Below are 19,552 nucleotides of genomic sequence, written 5' to 3'. Positions count from 1 at the left end.
GGAATGATCCGATTCGCCGGCCAGACACCGTGAGGGGGTCCCCGACGTGATTCCAGAGCCGCGCGCTCCGCTGCGCGCGACGGTACTGCTGATCGCGCTGGCCGCGGCCGTCCCGACCGGTGGCTCCGCCTGGGCGCACGGCGCCGTGCCCGCGCTTTCGGCCTCCGCGGCGCCGTACGACATCGCGTCCGCGGCCGCCACGGATCCCTCCGGCGCCTCTGCCTCCGGCACCTCGTCGTCCGGCACCGTCGCCCCCGGGCCGGCCGCCGGTTCCCGGTCCTCGCAGGCCCGGGCGTCCTCACCGTCGTCCGCGCCGTCTCCCCCTGCCTCACACGCGGCCTCACCCCCTGCCTCACCCCCGGCCCCGTCCCTCTCCGCCTCAGCCTCTCCCCCGTTGCTGCCCTCCGACGACCCGTCGCGGGCCGGGAGCCTGCCGGGTGAGGGGCGGCTGCGGCCGGGGCGGCCGCACGATTGGCGGACGGAACGGGAGGACGACGACTCGGACGGACCGGGGGAGCACGCCCACCGCGGTGGGCGCTTCGGGGGCGACAGCGTGACCCCGGAGGCGCCGAGCGTTTCCCCGTCGGGTCAGGAGGCCGCTCCCCTGCCGTCCGGAACGGGCAGCCCCGGCGACCTGCCCGTCGCGCAGGACGAGACCGGGACCGGCCCCGTGCTGCGGTATCTGCCGCTGGGCAGCGGGCTCGTACTGATCGGCCTCGGCCTCGGTCTGGCGTTCATCGCTCTACGGATGCGCCGGAGCTAGTGCCTCAGGGCGTCACCAGGAGCACCTTGCCGATGTGGCCGCTCTCCTCGACGATCCGGTGGGCGGCCGCGGTGTCGCTCATCGGGAGCTCCTGGTCGACCACGGGCCGGACGTGCCCGTCGGCGATCAGCGGCCAGACGTGTTCGCGTACGGCGGCGACGATGGCCGCCTTCTCCCCGAGCGGGCGGGCGCGCAGCGAGGTCGCGCTGATCGCGGCCCGCTTGCTGAGCAGCGTCCCGAGGTTCAGCTCGGCCTTGATTCCGCCCTGCATGCCGATGACGGCGAGCCTGCCGTTGACGGCGAGAGCCCGGACGTTGCGGTCCAGGTACTTGGCGCCCATGTTGTCGAGGATCACGTCGGCGCCGTTTCCGTCCGTGGCCCGCCGGATCTCCTCGACGAAGTCCTGCTCGCGGTAGTTGATCAGGATCTCGGCGCCCAGTTCGGCGCAGCGCTCCAGCTTCTCCTTGGTGCCCGCGGTCACGGCGACCTTCGCGTCCACGGCCCGGGCGAGCTGGATCGCCATGGTGCCGATGCCGCTGGAGCCGCCATGCACGAGCAGCGTCTCGCCGGGGCGCAGCTGGGCGACCATGAAGACGTTGGACCAGACGGTGCAGGTGACCTCCGGCAGTGCCGCGGCCTGCCGCAGACCGACGCCGTCGGGCACGGGCAGCAGCTGACCTGCCGGGACGGCGACCTTCTCGGCGTAGCCGCCGCCCGCGAGCAGCGCGCACACCTCGTCGCCGACGGCCCAGCCGGACACCCCGGGGCCGAGCGCCGCGATCCGCCCGGAGCACTCCAGGCCGGGGTAGGGGGAGGTGCCGGGCGGCGGGTCGTAGAAGCCCTGCCGTTGCAGGATGTCGGCCCGGTTGACGGCACTGGCCGCCACCTCGACCAGCACCTCACCCTCGCCGGGCACGGGATCCGGTACCTCGTCCCACACCAACGCCTCGGGCCCACCGGGTTCGGGAATCGTGATCGCATGCATGGGCCCGACGCTACTGCTTCGCCCGCGGCGGCGTCAGTCCTGGCGGAGCGGCCGGATGTCCGGGGTGACCTTCGTGCCCGGTGTGGCCCGGACGATGGTGATCAGACGGTCGGTCAGTTCCAGCTCCCGCACCGACGGGTCGTCGTATCCCAGTACCCGGTGCCCGCGCAGGACGCTCACCACCAGGTCGTCCATGTCCCGTGGATCCTGGCCCACCTCGGCCTTTATGACGGGCCGTTCGACGATGTCCAGGCCGCTGCCCTGCTGGATGAGGTCCTCCAGGACCATGCTCGCGGCCGGGCTGAGCACGGACAGCCCGAGCAGCCGCCCCGCCGCGCTCGCGCTGGTGACGACGGCGTCGGCACCGGACTGCTTCAGCAGTGGCGCGTTCTCCTCCTCGCGCACCGCCGCGACGATCTTCGCCGCCCGGTTGATCTGCCGGGCCGTCAGCGTGACCAGCACGGCGGTGTCGTCCCGCTGGGTGGCGATGATGATCTGCCGTGCCCGCTGTACCTCGGCCCGCATGAGCACCTCGCTGCGGGTGGCGTCTCCGACCACGCCCGCGTAGCCCTCCGCCGTGGCCGCGTCGACCACCTTGGCGCTGGGGTCGACCACGACGACCTGCTGCTTCTTCAGTCCGGCCGCACAGACGGTCTGGAGCGCCGACCTCCCCTTCGTGCCGAATCCGACGACGACGGTGTGATCGCGCAAAGTGGACCTCCAGCGATTCAGACGCCATTCCTCACGGGTGCGTTCGGTGAGGACTTCGAGCGTGGTGCCGACCAGGATGATCAGGAAGATCACGCGCAGCGGGGTGATGACGAAGATATTGGTGAGGCGCGCGCTGTCGCTGACGGGGGTGATGTCCCCGTATCCGGTGGTGGAGAGGGTCACCGTCGCGTAGTACGCCGCGGCGATGAGATCCACCGGGGCTTCTTTGGCACTGTCCTGGTATCCCTCACGGTCGACATAGACGATCAGGACCGTCAGGAGCAGCACCAGCACCGCCAGGAACAGCCGTTTGCCGACCTGACGTATCGGGCGCTCCACCACTTTTCGGGGCAGCTTCACCCGATGGGTCACGAGATGCTCGTCCGCCTGGCGGGCGATCGCGTCATGGCCCGGAAGTTTCACGTGAAACACACCCCGATTCCGGCGGCGGCCCAGGGCAGGTCGAGGAGTTCGGCCTCCTCGCCCGGCCGGGCACCACCCGGCGGTACGACGGCGAGGGCATCGGCCGCCGCGACGCCGCGCAGCATGGCGGGGCCGTTGTAGTGCAGCGGAACGGCGTGGTCGCCGCGCAGCACCACGGGCACGAGCCGGGTGTCGTCCGGATGCCCGTGCACCACGTCCGTCAGCGGCAGCGTGTACGGCTCCGGCGCGGGGCGCGCGGCCAGCGTGCGCAGCAGCGGTTCGGCGAGCGTCAGCAGTCCCGAGACGGCCGCGAGCGGGTTGCCGGGCAGGCCGACGAGGTGCTGGTTCTCCTTGGTGCGGGCCAGGAGCATGGGGTGGCCGGGGCGCACCTGGACGCCGTCCACCAGCAGTTCGGCGTCGATGCGGCGCAGGGTGGGGTGGATGTGGTCGACCGGTCCGGCGGCGGTTCCCCCGGTGGTGACGATCACGTCGGCCTTCGACCCGGTGATCGCCTTGTGCAGGGCCCTGGCGTCGTCGCCGATCCGGCGCACGCCGGTGACCTCGGCGCCCAGCGCCCGCAGCCACGGCGGCAGCATCGGGCCGAGCGCGTCCCGGATCCGTCCGTCGTACGGCAGGCCCTCGGTGAGCAGTTCGTCGCCAAGCACCAGGACGTCGACGCGGGGACGGGGGACCGTGGTGACGGTGTCGTACCCGGCGGCCGCGGCCAGACCGAGCACCACCGGGGTCACCAGGGTGCCGACGGGCAGCAACTGGTCCCCGCTGCGGCACTCCTGCCCGCGCGGGCGGATGTCCTTGCCGTGCCCGGACTCCTCGGTGGCGTACAGCCGGCCCTTGGCGTCGGTGCGGCCGTGTTCGCTGCGCAGCACGGCCGTGGTGTCCTGCGGGACGCGGGCGCCGGTGGCGACCCGTACCGCCTCGCCGTCGGTCAGGGGCTCGGGCTCGTCGTGCCCGGCCAGGACGCCCTTGTCGCGTACGTCCCAGGGGCCGGGGCCGGCGACCGCCCAGCCGTCCATGGCGGAGGTGTCGAAGGAAGGCAGGTCGCACAGGGCGGTCAGGGGCGCGGCCAGGACCAGCCCGAGGGCGGCGTCGAGGGGCACCGGGACGGGGGCGCGGCGGGCGCCGGCGCGGGCCGCGCGGGCGGCGGTCTCGCGGGCCTGCGGCCAGGCGATGACCTGGCGGTGGGCTTCCCCGGAGTGCGCGGTGTGCGGGGTGCCGGGACCGGCCGCGGCGCTCCCGTGCTCCTCACGGGAGGCGGACGTGGGGGAGCCGCCGTGTGCCGCCCGGCCCCGGCCGGGCTCAGGAGCACGCCGGCTGCTGCCTTCGTTCACCAGGGCGAGCGCCTCCTCCACATCGAAATCCTCGGCGTCCTCGGCGGTCTCGGCATCCTTGCCGACCCGCGCGCCACGAGCGGGCATCAGACGTCCGGGCGGGTGTCGGGCCTGGCGTCGGGCGCCACGCCGGGCCCGCCGGTGGTCTCGTCGGCCCAGCGCCGGGCGAGGGCGGCGGCCTTGCGGGAGGCCTCGGCGACGGCTTCGGGGCCGCCCTTGCCCTGCGCGGCCGCATACCCGACGAGGAAGGTGGTCAGGGGTGCCGCGGGCCGGTCCACGCCGTGGGCGGCGTCCCGGGCGAGGTCGAGCAGGGCGCGGATGTCGACGTCCAGCTCGATGCCCAACTCATCCTTGACTGCGGAAATCCATTCGTCCAACACGTTCCCATGCTCCCTGATGCGTGCCCTGGCGATGGCGATGTCGTCCCAGGTGTCGCAGTCGAAGGACGCGACGTCGTCGGGGACGCGGGTGAGGTCGAGTGCGGCGGTCAGCCGGCGCAGTGGCAGCCCGGTGAGGGCCCCGCCCTCGTCGGGGCCGTCGGACGCGGTGCGGGCGAGCGCGGCCAGCGCGCGGCGCAGCGCCTGCGCGCGGTACGCGGCCACGAGGGGCTGGTCACGGCCGTCGGAGTCGGTGATCAGCACGCCGTCGGTCCGGCCGGCCCGCAGGGCTGTCAGCAGCCGCCGGACCGTGTCGCGTTCGAGGAACGGCAGGTCGGCGGAGAGAACCACGACATGGTCCGCCGTGGTGTGGCGCAGCCCGGCGTCGAGCGCGGCGAGTGGTCCGGCGCCGGCCGGTTCCTCGCGGGTCCAGCGCACGGGCCGCGCGGTGGGGCGGGGGTCGGCGACCACCACCGTCGTGTGCGCGTCGGCGCAGGCGTCGAGCACACGGTCGAGCAGGGCGCGGCCGCCGACGCGCAGGCCGGGCTTGTCCGCGCCGCCGAGCCGCCGGGCGGCTCCTCCGGCGAGCACGACTGCGTCGTGAGCGAGGGGCTCGTAGGAGGTCACCCCACGAGTATGCGTCCCGCCCGCGATCAAGGGGAACGCGGGCGGGACACTGTCGTCACAGCGTGCGCAGCAGCACCGCCGGCTGTTCCACGCAGTCGGCCACATATCGCAGGAAACCGCCCGCCGTACCGCCGTCGCACACCCGGTGGTCGAAGGTCAGCGAGAGCTGGACGACCTGCCGCACCGCCAGCTCGCCCTCGTGCACCCACGGCTTGGGGACGATGCGGCCGACCCCGAGCATGGCGGCCTCGGGGTGGTTGATGATCGGTGTGGAGCCGTCGACGCCGAACACGCCGTAGTTGTTCAACGTGAAGGTGCCCCCGGTGAGTTCGGCCGGGGTGAGGGTGCCGGCGCGGGCCGCCTCGGTCAGCCGGGCGAACTCGGCGGTCAGCGACTCCGCGTCCCGCGTGTGCGCGTCGCGTACGACCGGGACGACGAGTCCGCGTTCGGTCTGCGCGGCGAAGCCGAGGTGCACGGCGTCCAGCCGGACGATCTCCCTGGCCTCCAGGTCGACCCGCGAGTTGAGCTCGGGATGGCGGGCGAGGGCGGCCGTGCAGATCCGGGCCAGCAGCGCGAGCAGGGAGATCTTCTGTCCGCCGGAGGCGTTCATGGCGGCCCGGGCGCGCATCAGCTCCGTGGCGTCGGCGTCCACCCAGCAGGTCGCGTCCGGGATCTCGCGACGGCTGCGGGAGAGCTTGTCGGCGACGGCGCCGCGCACCCCCTTGAGCGGAACGCGGGAGCCGGAGCCCTGCGCCGGCCCGGCAGCGGGCGCAGTCGCGGGAGCGGCCGGTGCGCCGACGCTGTGGCCCTGTGCCGCGTCGGCCCTGAGCACGTCCTCGACGTCCGCGCGCAGGATCAGCCCCTCGGGCCCGGAGCCCGTCAGCTGCCGCAGGTCCACGCCGTTCTCCCGCGCGAGGCGGCGCACGAGCGGCGAGATCACGGGGACCGGACCGTCGACGGGCCGCCCGGCCACCGCGGCCGCCGGGGCGCCCGTCGTCCGCGCGGTCCCGTTGGCGGCCGGTGCCGCGGGCGCCGAAGGCGCCGCGGCGGCGCTCGTACCCGGGCGCGAGCCCTGCGCCATCGGTGCCGGGCGCACCCTGCGGCGGCGCGCCGGAGGCGCGCCCGTGCCGTAGCCGACCAGGACGTTGCCGGAGCTCTCGGTGTCGCCACCGGTCCCACCGGCGTCCTGCTCCCCGACCGCCACCGTCAGCAGGGGCGCTCCCACGGGCAGTTCCGTGCCCTCCTCGCCGAAGCGGGCGGTGACCACGCCGGCATAGGGGCAGGGCACCTCGACCATCGCCTTGGCCGTCTCGACCTCCACGACCGGCTGGTCGATGGCGACCACGTCGCCCACCTCGACCAGCCAGCGGACGACCTCCGCCTCGGTGAGCCCCTCCCCGAGGTCGGGGAGCCTGAACTCCAGCACCTGTGCCATCAGCTCTCCGCCTCCCACTGCAGACGCGCCACGGCGTCCAGGATCCGGTCGACGCCGGGCAGGTGGTGCCGCTCCAGCATCGGCGGCGGGTAGGGAAGGTCGAACCCGGCCACCCGCAGCACCGGCGCCTCCAGGTGGTGGAAGCAGCGCTCCGTGACCCGGGCCGCGATCTCCCCGCCCGGGCCGCCGAACCCGGTCGACTCGTGCACGACGACCGCGCGCCCGGTGCGCCGCACCGACGCGCACACCGTCTCGTCGTCGAACGGGACCAGCGAGCGCAGGTCGACGACCTCCAGCTCCCAGCCCTCGGCCCGCGCCGCCTCGGCGGCCTCGAGGCAGACGGGCACGGACGGGCCGTAGGTGATCAGCGTGGCGCTCCTGCCGGTGCGCCGCACCACGGCGCGGCCCAGCGGCTCGACGGTCTGCGGGTCGTCCGGGTTCCAGGTGTCCTTCGACCAGTACAGCCGCTTGGGCTCCAGGAAGACGACCGGGTCGTCGGACTCGATGGAGGCCCGCAGCAGCCCGTAGGCGTCGGCGACGGTCGCGGGCGTGACGACATGGAGCCCCGGAGTCGCCATGTAGTACGCCTCGGAGGAGTCGCTGTGGTGCTCCACACCGCCGATGCCGCCGCCGTAGGGGATGCGGATGGTGATCGGCAGGGGCATCTTGCCGCGGGTGCGGTTGCGCATCTTGGCGACATGGCTGGCGAGCTGCTCGAACGCCGGGTAGGCGAAGGCGTCGAACTGCATCTCGACCACCGGACGCAGCCCGTACATGGCCATGCCGACGGCGGTGCCGAGGATGCCGGCCTCGGCCAGCGGGGTGTCCGTGCAGCGGTCCTCGCCGAACTCCTTGGCGAGGCCGTCGGTGATGCGGAAGACACCGCCGAGGGTGCCGACGTCCTCGCCCATGACGTGCACGGCGGGGTCGGCGGCCATCGCGTCGCGCAGCGCGCGCGTGAGGGCCTGGGCCATGGTGGCCGGCTTGAGCGCGACGGTGGTCATCGGGCCGTACCCTCCTCCGACTCGGCCTGGAGCTCGGCGACCAGCTGGTCGCGCTGCTCGCGCAGCTGCGGGGTCGGCTCCGCGTAGACGTGGGCGAACAGGTCCATGGGGTCGAGCGGCGCGTCCTGGTTCATGCGCTCGCGCAGCCGCGCGGCCATCGCCTCGGCGTCCTCGCGGGCGGCGCGGACGCCGTCCTCGTCGAGCAGGCCGCGCCCGGTCAGCTCCCGCTCCAGGAGCTGGACCGGATCGTGCTCGCGCCAGGCCTCGACCTCGGCGTCGCCGCGGTAGCGGGTGGCGTCGTCGGCGTTGGTGTGGGCGTCGATGCGGTAGGTCACCGCCTCGATCAGGGTGGGGCCGCCCCCCGCGCGCGCGTGCCGCACGGCGTCGGCGAGCACCTCGTGCACGGCGGCGGCGTCGTTGCCGTCGACCAGGCGACCCGGCATGCCGTACCCGACGGCCTTGTGGGCCAGGGACGGAGCCGCGGTCTGCTTGGCGAGCGGGACGGAGATCGCGAAGCCGTTGTTCTGCACGAGGAAGACGACGGGGGCCTGCCAGACGGCGGCGAAGTTCAGCGCCTCGTGGAAGTCGCCCTCGCTGGTGCCGCCGTCGCCGATCATCGCCAGCGCGACCACGTCGTCGCCCTTGAGGCGGGCGGCGTGCGCGAGGCCGACGGCGTGCGGGAGCTGGGTGGCGAGCGGCGTGGACAGCGGGGCCACACGGTGCTCGTAGGGGTCGTAGCCGGTGTGCCAGTCGCCGCGCAGCAGCGTCAGGGCCTCGACGGGGTCCACGCCGCGGGCCACGACGGCGAGCGTGTCGCGGTAGCTCGGGAAGAGCCAGTCGCGCTCCTCAAGGGCCAGCGCCGCGGCGACCTCGCAGGCCTCCTGACCGGTGCTGGAGGGGTAGACCGCCAGGCGGCCCTGCTTGGTCAGGGCGGTGGCCTGCGTGTTGTAACGGCGGCCCAGGACCAGCTGCGCGTACAGACGCCGCAGCAGCTCCGGATCGGCCTTCGCGGCCGCCTCCGTCCCCAGGACGCGGTAGGGCTCCGCGTCGGGCAGCAGCGGCGCGGGGTCGGTACGGGGCTGCCAGGCGGGCGGCGGCGAAGGCCGGTACGCGCCCCGCTGCTCCATGACCGTCATGACGGCACCTCCTCGTGGGAGCGGCTACGAAGGGCGCGTCGGCTGTGACGCGCCCCACCTACCGATTGTTCGGTCGCCGGCACATTTTGGCTACAGGCGGGCCCAGGCTGTGGACAAACGGTTCTCCACAACCTGAGATGTACGCACTACGTCCACAACGGAAAGGCGGGGGGACATGGCACCTGAACAAATGGCCGAGAACGCCGGGACCGCCGAGAGCAGGGACGGCGCCCTGCCGCCGCCGCGCCCGCTGGACGCGATCGACCAGGACATCCTGCGCATGCTCCAGACGGACGGGCGCGCGTCGATACGGTCGGTCGCCGAACGGGTCCACGTCTCGCGCGCCAACGCCTACGCCCGGATCAACCGGCTCATCGAGGACGGCGTCATCCGCGGCTTCGGCGCCCGCGTCGACCACGAACGCGCGGGCCACGGCACATCCGCGTACGTCACGCTGAAGATCGTGCAGAACACCTGGCGCACCGTGCGCGAGCAGCTCAGGCAGCTCCCCGGCGCCCATCACATCGCGCTGGTCGGCGGCGACTTCGACGTCCTGCTGCTCGTGCACGCCCCGGACAACCGGGCGCTGCGGGAGCTGGTCCTCACCCGGCTCCAGGCCATCCCCGAGGTGCTGAGCACGCGCACGCTCCTGGTGTTCGAGGAGGAGGACCTGGAGCCCCAGGGGTGAGGCCGGTGCGGGGTCAGTCCCCGCGCAGCCCCGAGAACACCAGCCGCGTCACCGCGTCGGCGACCTCGCGCTCCGACATGCCGCGCCCGTCGGGCCGGTACCACTCCACGATCGAGTTGATCATCCCGAAGACGAGCCGGGTCGCCAGCCGCACCTCCACGTCGGCGTGCACGTCCCCCTCCTCGGCCGCCGCCCTCAGCAGATCGGCCACGCGGTGGTCGAAGTCGCGGCGCCGCTCCAGCGCCCAGCGCTCGGTCTCGGTGTTGCCGCGCACGCGCAGCAGCAGCGTCACGTAGGGCAGCTCGCCGATGAGCACCTCGACCATCCGCCGCACCACGTACTCCAGGCGCTCGACGGCACGCCCCGTGCGCGCGTGCTCCTCGTCGAGGATCCCGAACAGCTCGTCCAGGGCCCGGCTGACCGCCCGGCGCAGCAGCTCCTCCTTGCCGGCGACGTGGTGGTAGATCGACGACTTGGAGATGCCGGCCGCCCTGGACAGGTGCTCCATGGAGGTGCCGTCGTAGCCGCGCTCGTTGAACACCCGCACGGCCACGGACAGCAGCGTCTGAGGGGTGTACGTGTCGCGCCTGGCGGTGGTCATGAGGTGCCCTCCCGCTTGTCGGTGGCGTAGGCGTGGCGGTAGAGCGCGAGCGACGGCGCGTAGCGGCCGGACGGCTCGCACTCGTGCAGGTTGTCCAGCACGGAGCAGGCCCAGGTCCCGCCGAGTCTGCGGCTCCACTCGAAGGGCCCGAGCGGGTAGTTGACGCCCAGGCGCATCGCGGTGTCGACGTCCTCCTCGGTGGCCACGCCCTTGGCGACGGCGTCGTGCGCCAGGTCGACAATCCGGGCGACCGTGCGGGCGACGATCATGCCGGGAACGTCCCCGATGACGCTGACCTTCTTGCCGAGCGCCTGGAAGAGGCCGATGGCCTCGGCGACGGTCCGCGGGGAGGTGTCCTGGGAGGCGGACAGGGCGATCCGGGTGGCCCTGCGGTAGTCGAGGGCGAGGTCGAAGTAGACGACGTCCCTGAACTCCACGGATGTCTGCCCGTCGGCGAGCACGAGCTGGCCGCCGCTCGGCAGCACCAGGCGGGTGCCGTGGTCCTCGTCCTCCTCGCGCACCTGGATGCCCGCCTCCCGGATCATCGCGAGCAGCTCCGAGGCGGGCCCGAGGTCCCCCTCGGCGACCACGTGCGCGGGCGGCGCCTCCTGTTCCGCGGTGTGCGGCTCGGGGCGCTCGGCGCCGTCGCGGTGGTCGTACCAGCCCCGGCCGCTCTTCCGGCCGAGCCGGCCGGACTCGACCAGGCGCCGCTGGGCGAGCGAGGGCGTGAAGCGCACGTCCTGGAAGAACGACCGCCATACCGAGTGGGTGACGGACTCGTTGACGTCCTGCCCGATGAGGTCGGTCAGTTCGAAGGCGCCCATCCGGAAGCCGCCCGACTCGCGCAGGACGGCGTCGATGGTGGCGGGGTCGGCGGCCTGGAACTCGTACACCGCGAAGGCCTCGGCGTAGAAGGGCCGGGCGATCCGGTTGACGATGAAGCCGGGGGTGTCCGCGCAGGCCACGGGGGTCTTGCCCCAGGCGCGGGCCGTCTCGTACACGCGCGTGGCCGACGTGACGTCGGTGGCATACCCGGAGACCACCTCGACCAGCGGCATCAGCGGGGCCGGGTTGAAGAAGTGCAGGCCCACGAGGCGGCCCGGGACGCGCAGCGCACCGCCGACGGCCGTCACCGACAGGGAGGAGGTGTTGGTGGCGAGCAGGCAGTCGTCGCCGACGATGCCCTCCAGCTCCTTGAGCAGTTCCTGCTTGACGTCGAGCCGCTCCAGGACGGCCTCGACGACCAGCGCGCAGTCGGCGAGCTCCGTGAGGCCGTCGGCGGCCAGGAGCCGGGCGCGGGCCGCGTCCCGCTCGGCGCCGGTCAGGCGGTCCTTCTCGACGAGCCGGTCGAGCCGGGCGCCGATGGCGGCGGCCGCCTCCCGGGCCCGCCCGGGCACGGCGTCGTACAGGCGTACGGTGTGGCCCGCGACCAGCGCGACCTGGGCTATGCCCTGGCCCATGGTGCCGGTGCCGACGACGGCCACGGGACTGCTGAGGTCGAGTGCTGTCATGTGCGCGATCCTCCCGCACGGCGCCGTCCACGGATGCGGCGGACCCCTTGTACCGACCGATCGTTCGGTTACTCTAACTCTGACCGCCTGTCCCTGCCCATGGCCGTGACCATGGAGATGCCAGATCACGGGCTCGACGAGGAGCTCTTGAGACGAGGAGTTGGTCCCGCATGGCCGCCGAACTGACCGCACACGAGCTGATCGCCAGGCATCGGCCCACCCTGGACCAGGCGCTGGAGGCGATCCGCACCCGCGCGTACTGGTCGCCCCACCCCGAGCACCCCAAGGCCTACGGGGACAACGGCAGCCTCGACGCGGCCGCCGGCAAGGCCGCCTTCGACGCCGTCCTGGGCACCCGACTCGATCTCGGCCAGCCCGGCACGGACGACTGGGTGGGCGGGGAGGTCTCGCCGTACGGCATCGAACTGGGCGTGAGCTACCCGCACGCGGACGTCGACGTGCTGCTGCCCGCCATGAAGGCCGGCCAGCGGGAGTGGCGGGACGCGGGCGCGGAGGCGCGCGCCGTGGTCTGCCTGGAGATCCTCAAGCGGATCAGCGACCGGACGCACGAGTTCGCGCACGCGGTCATGCACACCTCGGGACAGGCCTTCATGATGGCGTTCCAGGCGGGCGGCCCGCACGCCCAGGACCGCGGCCTGGAGGCGGTGGCGTACGCGTACGTGGAGCAGGTGCGCACCCCCGACACCGCCGAGTGGACCAAGCCGCAGGGCAAGCGCGACCCGCTCGCCCTCACCAAGCACTTCACCGCCGTCCCGCGCGGCATCGCGCTGGTCATCGGCTGCAACACCTTCCCCACCTGGAACGGCTTCCCGGGCCTGTTCGCCTCCCTCGCCACCGGCAACGCCGTCCTGGTCAAGCCGCACCCGCGCGCGGTGCTGCCGCTCGCGCTCACGGTGAAGACCGCCCGCGAGGTGCTCGCCGAGGCCGGCTTCGACCCGAACCTGATCGCGCTCGCCGCCGAGCGGCCCGGCGAGGGCATCGCCAAGACGCTCGCCACCCGCCCCGAGATCAGGATCATCGACTACACGGGCTCGACGTCCTTCGGCGACTGGCTGGAGGCCAACGCCCGCCAGGCGCAGGTCTACACCGAGAAGGCCGGCGTCAACACGGTGCTCGTGGAGTCCACCGCCGACTACAAGGGGATGCTCGCCAACCTGGCCTTCTCGCTGTCCCTCTACAGCGGCCAGATGTGCACCACCCCGCAGAACCTGCTGATCCCGCGCGACGGCATCCGCACCGACGAGGGCCCCAAGTCCTTCGACGAGGTGACCGCCGACCTCGCCAAGGCGGTGGACGGCCTCCTCGGCGACGACGCGCGCGCCAACGCGCTGCTCGGCGCGATCGTCAACCCGGACGTCAAGGCCCGCCTGGAGGCCGCCGCGGGACTCGGCGAGGTCGCCCTCGCCTCCCGCGAGATCACCAACCCGGACTTCCCCGGCGCGGTCGTCCGCTCGCCGGTGATCGTGAAGCTGGACGGCGCCAAGCCGGACGCCGAGGCCGCCTACATGAGCGAGTGCTTCGGCCCCGTCTCCTTCGCCGTCGCCGTCGACTCGGCCGCCGACGCGGTGGAGCTGCTGCGCCGCACCATCCGCGAGAAGGGCGCGATGACGGTGGGCGCGTACACGACCGACGAGGAGGTCGACCAGGCGGTGCGGGAGGTGTGCCTGGAGGAGGCCGCCCAGCTCTCGCTGAACCTCACCGGCGGGGTGTACGTCAACCAGACCGCCGCCTTCTCCGACTTCCACGGCTCCGGCGGCAACCCGGCGGCCAACGCGGCCCTCACCGACGGCGCGTTCGTCGCCAACCGCTTCCGCGTGGTGGAGGTCCGCCGGGAGGCGTAGGGCCTTTCGTTCGGATCAGGCCCGCTCAGGACGCGGGTGCGCCCCCGGTGGCGCTCCAGTGGTACAGCGTCATCGCCACACTGGTGGCGAGGTTGTAGCTGGAGACCTGGGGGCGCATCGGCAGCGCCAGCAGGTGGTCGGTGCGCGAGCGCAGCCCGGCGGACAGGCCGCTGCGCTCGGAGCCGAAGGCGAGCACGGCGTCGTCGGGCAGCTTCACCCCGCGGATGTCCTCGCCCTCCGGGTCGAGCGCGAACAGCGGTCCGCGCGGGAGCTCGCCGACGTCCAGCCGCTCCACCGCGGTCGCGAAGTGCAGCCCCGCCCCGCCGCGCACCACCGTCGGATGCCAGGGGTCGAGGGTGCCCGTGGTGACCACTCCGGTCGCCCCGAAACCGGCGGCCAGGCGGATCACCGCGCCCGCGTTGCCCAGGTTGCGCGGCTGGTCCAGGACGACGACCGGCGCGCTGCGGGGCGCGTGCGCCAGCCTCCGCAGGTTGGCCTCGCGGGACGGCCGTACCGCGAGGGCCGCCACGGCGGTGGGATGCGGGCGCGGCACCAGGGAGGCGTACGTCTGCCGCGGCACCTCGCTCAGCAGCGCGTCCAGCGCGTCCCGTACGTCCGGCGCCAGTTCGTCGGCGAGGGCGAGCGCCGCGTGCCGGTCGGCGGTGACGGCCACCGGCACCTCGGCCCCGAAGCGCAGGGCGTGCTTGAGGGCGTGGAAACCGTCGAGCAGCACGGAGCCGCCGGCCAGCCGGTGCCAGGCGCGTACGGGGTCGTTCATGCCGGGAAGCCTACGCGGGCCGGCCCGGTGTCCTCCGGGGAGCGCGGATCCTTCGCGGCGGGCCGGTCCCCGCCCCGCCGCAGCCGCGTACGCGCGCGTGCCGCCAGACCGCCCAGGCGGCGCAGGAAGGAGGTCGGCAGGAACACCGCGTCCGCCGCGATCATCGCCAGCGAGAAGAACGGCAGGCCCAGCACCACCGCGATCACGGCGTGCTCGGTCATCATGACCGCCAGCAGGACGTTCTTCACCCGCCGGTCGAACAGCGTGAACGGGAAGGCGACCTGCGCCATCACCGTCCCGTAGGTCACCAGCATCACCAGCGTGCCGCTGGCGGACAGCAGACCGGCCAGGGCCGGCCAGGGCGAGAAGTAGTCCAGGTGGAGCGGGTAGTAGACGGCGGTGCCGTCCTGCCAGCGCGAGCCCTGGATCTTGTACCAGCCGGCCGTGGCGTAGATCAGGCAGGCCTCCGCCATGATCACGAGCAGGGCGCCGTTGTGGACGACGCGGGCGACGACGTCGAGCAGCATCCGCGGCTGCGCCGAGCGCGCCCACCGCCCGACCGCCCACCACAGGGCCAGGCCCAGCCACACCGTCCACAGCAGGACGGGCACGAACGGCTCGCCCTGCGTCCGGCCCGCCGCGGTGACCACGGCCAGGAACAGTCCCAGCACGCCCCACAGGAGGGGGCCGGCCCGGTCGGGCACCCGCTCCCCGCGCGCGTGTGCCGCCCGTACCCGCGCGGCCCGGCGCGCGTCGAGCGACCAGACCTGGCCACAGCGGGTGAACACCAGGTACAGCGACATCAGGTGGAGCACGTTGTCGCCGCCGTCGCCCACGAAGACGCTGCGGTTCTGCACTGAGAGCACGCCGACCATGAAGAGCACGGACGTCGTGCGGGTGCGCCAGCCCAGCGCGAGCAGCAGGCTCGCCAGCACGGCCAGCGCGTAGCAGGTCTCGAACCAGAGGCTGCCGCGGAACCACAGCAGGGCCGTGAAAGCGCCGTTGTCCGAGGTCAGCTGTTGGGCCAGGTTCCAGCTCCAGGGGCCGTCGGGGCCGTAGAGCTCATGGCGGTGGGAGAACTCGCGGAGCAGGAACAGCAGCCAGGTCAGTGAGAAGCCGATGCGTATGACGGCGGTCTGGTAGGGGCCGAGGGCCGACTCGGTGACCCGGGCGATCCCGCGCGAGAGCGCCGGCGCGAGACGGTTCACCGCACGCCTCCCCGGGCCTCGCCGGCCGGCACCGTCCACCAGGGCAGCGTGCGGTAGGCCGGCTTGCCCGTCGCCTTCTCGTCGCTCCACGGGGGCGGGGGCACGTTGCTGGTGCGGCTGCGGACCTGGACGCGTTCGAGGGAGCCGCCCGCGCCGGCCGCGTCACCGCGTTCCAGGCGCAGCACCACGATGCGGCGCAGGTACTGCTCGGCCAGGGCGCCGCGCAGGCCCACCGCACGGTTGTCGGCGTCGTGGGCGGACCCGTAGAAGTCCCAGGCGCGGCGCAGCTCGTTCTGCTGGGTGTGGCTGGGCAGCAGATTGCCGTCGATGGCCCGGCCGTCCTCGGCGGACAGGTCGTACCAGCCGGTGGTACGAGTGCCGCCGTCCGGCGTCCCGACCTCCGCGCGCACCTGGACGGCGATGTTCTGCTGGAGCGGGTTCGGCGCGAACAGCTTCCAGTTCTGCTCGAACTCCGGGTAGATCCACCCGTCGACGGCCTCGGCGTGCTGCCTGTTCACCGTGTTCGACGGCGTGATGTGCAGGAACACCATCCCGAGGTGCACGCACACCGCGACGGCGACCGCCGCGAGCGCCAGCAACGCACCCACCTGATACGGCACGGCCAACGCGGCGACACCAGCGGGGGGCGCCGCCGGATCGCCGGGGGCGGGAGCGGGCTCGGGCTCGGGGACGGGAGCAGGCACCCCGGGTATGGGGGCGGGAGTCGGGGCCGAGCGGGGAGCAGGGAGGTGGACGGAGGCCTGGGCGTCCCGGCCCTGACCTGCGACGGTCTGGGCGTTCCCGTCCGGGCCGTCCGCCGGGCCGTCCGGCGCGTTCGTCGGGCCGTCCGGGCCGTCAGCGGACCCGACGGCGGTCCGGGACGCCTCGTCCGGCCGGGCGCCCGGGCGGCCGGGGGCGCGTGAGGCGGTCGAGTCGTCGTCGTGCGCGTTCATCCCGCCCCGTTTCCGCTCCCGGTCCGTCCTTCGGCCGCCGCCCGGCCGCGGGGCGCCGTACCGCCGCGGGCACCGCTTGCCGGCGCCGTACCGGAACGGTACTCAGGGCCGCCCTCCGGGCACACCCCCGGGGCGTACCGGGCTCTCACGCGCGTCCCGCCCGTCCCGCGTCCGACACGACGTCAGGTACCCCTGCGGTACTCGTGGTTCAGGCTCGGGTCCGGTGTCACACCACCTGGCCGGGACGCCCCTCGTCGGTCACCACGGGCCGGCCCGAGGCGGCCCACACCTGCATGCCGCCGTCGACGTTCACCGCGTCGACTCCCTGCTGGACCAGGTACATGGCGACCTGGGCCGACCGCCCGCCGGAGCGGCAGATCACATGGATCCGCCCGTCCTGGGGCGCCGCCTCGGTCAGTTCGCCGTACCGGGCCACGAACTCGCTCAGGGGGATGTGCAGCGCCCCCTCGGCGTGGCCCGCCCGCCACTCGTCGTCCTCGCGGACGTCCAGCAGGAAGTCGCCGTCCTCGAGGTCCTGAACGCCGACCGTGGGCACACCAGCTCCGAAATGCATGCTGCGACGCTACCCGAAGCGCGCCGGAGGGGTCCGGAACGGACCCGCCCCCCGATCACGCACCGAGACGCGGGTGACGCGGGTCACTCCTGGCCGACCAGCTCGGCCAGTTCCGCCTCCCGCTCCGTGATCTCCTTGCGCAGCTGCTCGGCGACCTCGTCGAGGAGACCGTCCGGGTCGTCGGGGGCCAGCCGGAGCATCCCGGCGATCGCGCCGTCCTCCAGTCCCTTGGCGACCAGCGTGAGCACCTCCTTGCGCTGCGCGAGCCATTCGAGGCGGGCGTAGAGCTCCTCGCTGCGGCTCGGCGGCTGCTCCTTGGGCTTCGGTCCTGCCGCCCACTCCGCGCCCAGCTCCCGCAGCTCGTCCTCGTCGCCGCGCGCGTAGGCGGCGTTGACCCGGGTGAGGAAGTCCTCGCGCCGCTTGCGCTCGTCGTCCTCCTGCACCAGGTCGGGGTGGGCCTTGCGGGCCAGCTCGCGGTACAGCCGGCGGGCCTCCTCGCTGGGGCGCACCCGCTGCGGCGGCCGCACCGGCATGTCGGTGAGCATCGCCACGGCCTCCGGGTACAGACCGCCGGAGTCCATCCAGCCGTTCAGCAGCTCGTCGACCCCGGGGATCGGCTGCAGCTCCGCCCGCGCCTCCTGCGCCTTGCGCAGGTCCTCGGGGTCACCGGTGCGCGCGGCCCGGGCCTCGGCCGTGAGGACCTTCAGCTCCTCCAGCCGGGCGTAGAGCGGTCCGAGTCTCTGCTCGTGCAGGCGGGCGAAGTTCTCGACCTCCACGCGGAAGGTCTCCACCGCGATCTCGAACTCGATGAGCGCCTGCTCGGCGGCCCGCACGGCCCGCTCCAACCGCTCCTCGGGCCGCGCCGAAGCGCCTTCGGACGTCGCCCGGTCCGCCCCGGCGACGTCACCCTGCTCAGCTTCCGGGGTCGTCACCCGACCAGACTAGTGCCCCAACAGCCGACGTTGGCCCCTTGGCACCGCCGGGCCCCCGAGGCACCCGCCCACCACGTGAGATACCTCACGCGCCCGCGAGCCGCCCGCCGTGTGCGTTCCCTCACATGCGCCGGCACAACGAGAAACGGGCCCCCACCGTGACTTCCGTCACTGGCGGAGACCCGTCCATCGGTATCTCATGGTGCGCGAGGGGGGAGTTGAACCCCCACGCCCTTGCGGGCACTGGAACCTGAATCCAGCGCGTCTGCCTATTCCGCCACCCGCGCATTGGGTGTGTCCTCCGGCTCCGTCCCCCTGGGGGCCGGCGCCTTCCGACACGCAGAACATTAGCACGCCCCGGACGGTGGATTCACATCCCTTTCCCCAGGGCAGGCGCCCGGCTGTGCCCGCTGCCGGTGCGCCCGCGGCGGCGGCCCGCCGGCCCCGGCCGGGCCGTCCGGACAGCGTCCCGTTCCATGTCGAGGGGCACCCGTTCACGTATCAACCTCGTACCGGTCACCCCCGTCTGCCCCCGAGCCGGGCAAGGTCGGTCGCCGGGTGCGGGACACTGGTCTGCGACCCCCTCTACGATCCTGGGCAGAAGTACCGAGCGACACCGGGCACGCGACAGGCGTCGACACCCGCCGACAGGGCCGACAGGGGGAACCAGCCGATTCACCGGCGCGTGGATACGATCAGTAAGCAGTACCAGGCAGGCAATACGCAGCACGACGGCAAGACCCGCAGCGACGGCAACTACGGAGGAGGTGCCCCATGGGAGTCCTGAAGAAGTTCGAGCAGCGTCTCGAAGGTCTGGTCAACGGCACCTTCGCCAAGGTCTTCAAGTCCGAGGTCCAGCCCGTCGAGATCGCAGGCGCGCTCCAGCGCGAGTGCGACAACAACGCGACGATCTGGAACCGCGACCGCACCGTCGTACCCAACGACTTCATCGTGGAGCTCAGCGCGCCCGACTACGAGCGGCTGAGCCCCTACTCCGGCCAGCTCGGCGACGAGCTGGCCGGCATGGTGCGCGACTACGCCAAACAGCAGCGCTACACCTTCATGGGACCGATCAAGGTCCACCTGGAGAAGGCGGAGGACCTGGACACCGGCCTCTACCGGGTGCGCAGCCGTACGCTCGCCTCCACCAGCAGCCAGCAGGCGCCCCAGGCCCCCCCGGCCGGCCCGGCAGGCCGTCCCGCCGCCCCCGGCGGATACGGCTACCCGCCCGCCGCGGGCCCCTCGGCGGCGCCGCCCATGCCGGCCGCGCCGCCGCCCGGCGCCCGCCCCGGCGGCTACGGCTACCCGCCGGCCGCCCAGCGGCCCGCGCCCGCCCCGGCGGCCGGCGGCCGCACCCGCTACTGGATCGAGGTCAACGGCACCCGCCACCAGATCTCCCGCCCGACCCTCGTGCTCGGCCGCAGCACCGAGGCCGACGTACGGATCGACGACCCCGGCGTCTCCCGCCGGCACTGCGAGATCCGGACCGGAACGCCCTCGACGATCCAGGATCTCGGGTCCACCAACGGCATCGTGGTGGACGGGCAGCACACCACCCGCGCTACGCTCCGCGACGGCTCGCGGATCGTCGTGGGCAGCACCACCATCATTTACCGGCAAGCCGAAGGGTGAAGC

General features: G+C 73.4%; 18 protein-coding genes and 1 tRNA gene. 4 read left to right on the top strand and 15 right to left on the bottom strand.

All coding sequences use genetic code 11. The features are described from left to right. Window positions 1-46 precede the first annotated feature (46 nt). Window positions 47-763 carry a hypothetical protein gene (locus ACF09J_RS04485; protein WP_392303872.1) on the top strand — a complete coding sequence of 239 codons (717 nt, stop codon included), beginning with the start codon at window positions 47-49 and terminating at the stop codon, window positions 761-763. A gap of 4 nt (window positions 764-767) precedes the next feature. Here the strand turns inward: ACF09J_RS04485 and ACF09J_RS04480 are convergent, their stop codons facing one another. The 7 genes from ACF09J_RS04480 to pdhA are packed head-to-tail and all read right to left on the bottom strand — an operon-like array spanning window position 768 to window position 8,810. Beyond that, on the bottom strand, window positions 768-1,748 hold the full coding sequence (locus ACF09J_RS04480; protein ID WP_392303871.1) for an NAD(P)H-quinone oxidoreductase: 981 nt from the start codon (window positions 1,746-1,748) through the stop codon (window positions 768-770). Window positions 1,749-1,781: 33 nt separating this feature from the next. Next, window positions 1,782-2,882 carry a potassium channel family protein gene (locus tag ACF09J_RS04475; protein WP_392303870.1) on the bottom strand — a complete coding sequence of 367 codons (1,101 nt, stop codon included), beginning with the start codon at window positions 2,880-2,882 and terminating at the stop codon, window positions 1,782-1,784. Continuing rightward, window positions 2,879-4,318 carry a molybdopterin molybdotransferase MoeA gene (locus ACF09J_RS04470; RefSeq protein WP_392303869.1) on the bottom strand — a complete coding sequence of 480 codons (1,440 nt, stop codon included), beginning with the start codon at window positions 4,316-4,318 and terminating at the stop codon, window positions 2,879-2,881. Before ACF09J_RS04470 ends, ACF09J_RS04475 begins: the two co-directional genes overlap by 4 nt. Next, window positions 4,318-5,235 carry an NTP transferase domain-containing protein gene (locus ACF09J_RS04465; protein WP_392303868.1) on the bottom strand — a complete coding sequence of 306 codons (918 nt, stop codon included), beginning with the start codon at window positions 5,233-5,235 and terminating at the stop codon, window positions 4,318-4,320. Before ACF09J_RS04465 ends, ACF09J_RS04470 begins: the two co-directional genes overlap by 1 nt. A 55-nt stretch (window positions 5,236-5,290) precedes the next feature. After that, the gene (locus ACF09J_RS04460) at window positions 5,291-6,670 is read right to left on the bottom strand and encodes a dihydrolipoamide acetyltransferase family protein (protein WP_392303867.1); all 1,380 of its coding nucleotides are present in this window, start codon (window positions 6,668-6,670) and stop codon (window positions 5,291-5,293) included. Then, window positions 6,670-7,674, bottom strand: a complete 1,005-nt coding sequence (locus ACF09J_RS04455) for an alpha-ketoacid dehydrogenase subunit beta (RefSeq protein ID WP_392303866.1) — start codon at window positions 7,672-7,674, stop codon at window positions 6,670-6,672. The genes ACF09J_RS04460 and ACF09J_RS04455 overlap by 1 nt, the downstream gene beginning before the upstream one ends. Next, complete coding sequence (gene pdhA / locus ACF09J_RS04450; RefSeq protein ID WP_392303865.1) at window positions 7,671-8,810, bottom strand: pyruvate dehydrogenase (acetyl-transferring) E1 component subunit alpha; 1,140 nt, start codon at window positions 8,808-8,810, stop codon at window positions 7,671-7,673. The genes ACF09J_RS04455 and pdhA overlap by 4 nt, the downstream gene beginning before the upstream one ends. 175 nt (window positions 8,811-8,985) lie before the next feature. Here pdhA and ACF09J_RS04445 point away from each other — a divergent pair, with 175 nt between their 5' ends. After that, entirely contained in the window at window positions 8,986-9,498 is a 513-nt protein-coding gene (locus ACF09J_RS04445; RefSeq protein WP_392303864.1) for an Lrp/AsnC family transcriptional regulator, read from the top strand. A gap of 13 nt (window positions 9,499-9,511) precedes the next feature. Here ACF09J_RS04445 and ACF09J_RS04440 read toward each other — a convergent pair whose 3' ends face one another. After that, window positions 9,512-10,099: a TetR/AcrR family transcriptional regulator gene (locus ACF09J_RS04440; RefSeq protein ID WP_392303863.1), complete on the bottom strand. Its 588-nt coding sequence runs from the start codon at window positions 10,097-10,099 to the stop codon at window positions 9,512-9,514. Further along, window positions 10,096-11,610: a 3-hydroxyacyl-CoA dehydrogenase gene (locus ACF09J_RS04435; protein WP_392303862.1), complete on the bottom strand. Its 1,515-nt coding sequence runs from the start codon at window positions 11,608-11,610 to the stop codon at window positions 10,096-10,098. The genes ACF09J_RS04440 and ACF09J_RS04435 overlap by 4 nt, the downstream gene beginning before the upstream one ends. Before the next feature lie 170 nt (window positions 11,611-11,780). On the opposite strand from ACF09J_RS04435, the gene paaN reads away from it, so the two are divergent. Continuing rightward, window positions 11,781-13,472: a phenylacetic acid degradation protein PaaN gene (paaN, locus tag ACF09J_RS04430; RefSeq protein WP_392303861.1), complete on the top strand. Its 1,692-nt coding sequence runs from the start codon at window positions 11,781-11,783 to the stop codon at window positions 13,470-13,472. Between the two features lie 25 nt (window positions 13,473-13,497). On the opposite strand, the gene ACF09J_RS04425 is transcribed toward paaN, so the two are convergent. The 6 genes from ACF09J_RS04425 to ACF09J_RS04400 all read right to left on the bottom strand — a co-directional run bounded on the left by ACF09J_RS04425 (window position 13,498) and on the right by ACF09J_RS04400 (window position 18,204). Continuing rightward, window positions 13,498-14,250 (bottom strand): TrmH family RNA methyltransferase, encoded by a 753-nt coding sequence (locus ACF09J_RS04425; protein WP_392303860.1) that lies wholly within the window; start codon window positions 14,248-14,250, stop codon window positions 13,498-13,500. Then, the gene (locus ACF09J_RS04420) at window positions 14,247-15,458 is read right to left on the bottom strand and encodes an HTTM domain-containing protein (RefSeq protein ID WP_392303859.1); all 1,212 of its coding nucleotides are present in this window, start codon (window positions 15,456-15,458) and stop codon (window positions 14,247-14,249) included. The genes ACF09J_RS04425 and ACF09J_RS04420 overlap by 4 nt, the downstream gene beginning before the upstream one ends. Then, window positions 15,455-16,411, bottom strand: a complete 957-nt coding sequence (locus tag ACF09J_RS04415; protein WP_392303858.1) for a DUF5819 family protein — start codon at window positions 16,409-16,411, stop codon at window positions 15,455-15,457. The genes ACF09J_RS04420 and ACF09J_RS04415 overlap by 4 nt, the downstream gene beginning before the upstream one ends. Before the next feature lie 226 nt (window positions 16,412-16,637). Then, window positions 16,638-16,967 (bottom strand): rhodanese-like domain-containing protein, encoded by a 330-nt coding sequence (locus ACF09J_RS04410; RefSeq protein ID WP_390828995.1) that lies wholly within the window; start codon window positions 16,965-16,967, stop codon window positions 16,638-16,640. Window positions 16,968-17,068: 101 nt separating this feature from the next. Further along, complete coding sequence (locus ACF09J_RS04405) at window positions 17,069-17,917, bottom strand: hypothetical protein (RefSeq protein WP_392303857.1); 849 nt, start codon at window positions 17,915-17,917, stop codon at window positions 17,069-17,071. Window positions 17,918-18,117: 200 nt separating this feature from the next. After that, a tRNA-Leu gene (locus ACF09J_RS04400) sits at window positions 18,118-18,204 on the bottom strand. 487 nt (window positions 18,205-18,691) lie between these two features. On the opposite strand from ACF09J_RS04400, the gene ACF09J_RS04395 reads away from it, so the two are divergent. Continuing rightward, window positions 18,692-19,549 carry an FhaA domain-containing protein gene (locus tag ACF09J_RS04395; RefSeq protein ID WP_392303856.1) on the top strand — a complete coding sequence of 286 codons (858 nt, stop codon included), beginning with the start codon at window positions 18,692-18,694 and terminating at the stop codon, window positions 19,547-19,549. Window positions 19,550-19,552: the final 3 nt, after the last annotated feature.

The sequence above is a fragment of the Streptomyces sp. NPDC014889 genome (assembly GCF_043081205.1).
Lineage (GTDB): Bacteria > Actinomycetota > Actinomycetes > Streptomycetales > Streptomycetaceae > Streptomyces.
The sequence above is the reverse complement of the archived record's forward strand: the minus strand, read 5'-3'. Positions and strand labels throughout refer to the sequence as shown.

Coding starts and splice junctions, on each gene's coding strand:
- ACF09J_RS04480 (WP_392303871.1), bottom strand. CDS start 1,748: ATGCATGCGATCACGATTCCCGAACCCGGTGGGCCCGAGGCGTTGGTG.
- ACF09J_RS04470 (WP_392303869.1), bottom strand. CDS start 4,318: ATGCCCGCTCGTGGCGCGCGGGTCGGCAAGGATGCCGAGACCGCCGAG.
- ACF09J_RS04460 (WP_392303867.1), bottom strand. CDS start 6,670: ATGGCACAGGTGCTGGAGTTCAGGCTCCCCGACCTCGGGGAGGGGCTC.
- ACF09J_RS04455 (WP_392303866.1), bottom strand. CDS start 7,674: ATGACCACCGTCGCGCTCAAGCCGGCCACCATGGCCCAGGCCCTCACG.
- pdhA (WP_392303865.1), bottom strand. CDS start 8,810: ATGACGGTCATGGAGCAGCGGGGCGCGTACCGGCCTTCGCCGCCGCCC.
- ACF09J_RS04445 (WP_392303864.1), top strand. CDS start 8,986: ATGGCACCTGAACAAATGGCCGAGAACGCCGGGACCGCCGAGAGCAGG.
- ACF09J_RS04440 (WP_392303863.1), bottom strand. CDS start 10,099: ATGACCACCGCCAGGCGCGACACGTACACCCCTCAGACGCTGCTGTCC.
- ACF09J_RS04435 (WP_392303862.1), bottom strand. CDS start 11,610: ATGACAGCACTCGACCTCAGCAGTCCCGTGGCCGTCGTCGGCACCGGC.
- paaN (WP_392303861.1), top strand. CDS start 11,781: ATGGCCGCCGAACTGACCGCACACGAGCTGATCGCCAGGCATCGGCCC.
- ACF09J_RS04425 (WP_392303860.1), bottom strand. CDS start 14,250: ATGAACGACCCCGTACGCGCCTGGCACCGGCTGGCCGGCGGCTCCGTG.
- ACF09J_RS04415 (WP_392303858.1), bottom strand. CDS start 16,411: ATGAACGCGCACGACGACGACTCGACCGCCTCACGCGCCCCCGGCCGC.
- ACF09J_RS04395 (WP_392303856.1), top strand. CDS start 18,692: ATGGGAGTCCTGAAGAAGTTCGAGCAGCGTCTCGAAGGTCTGGTCAAC.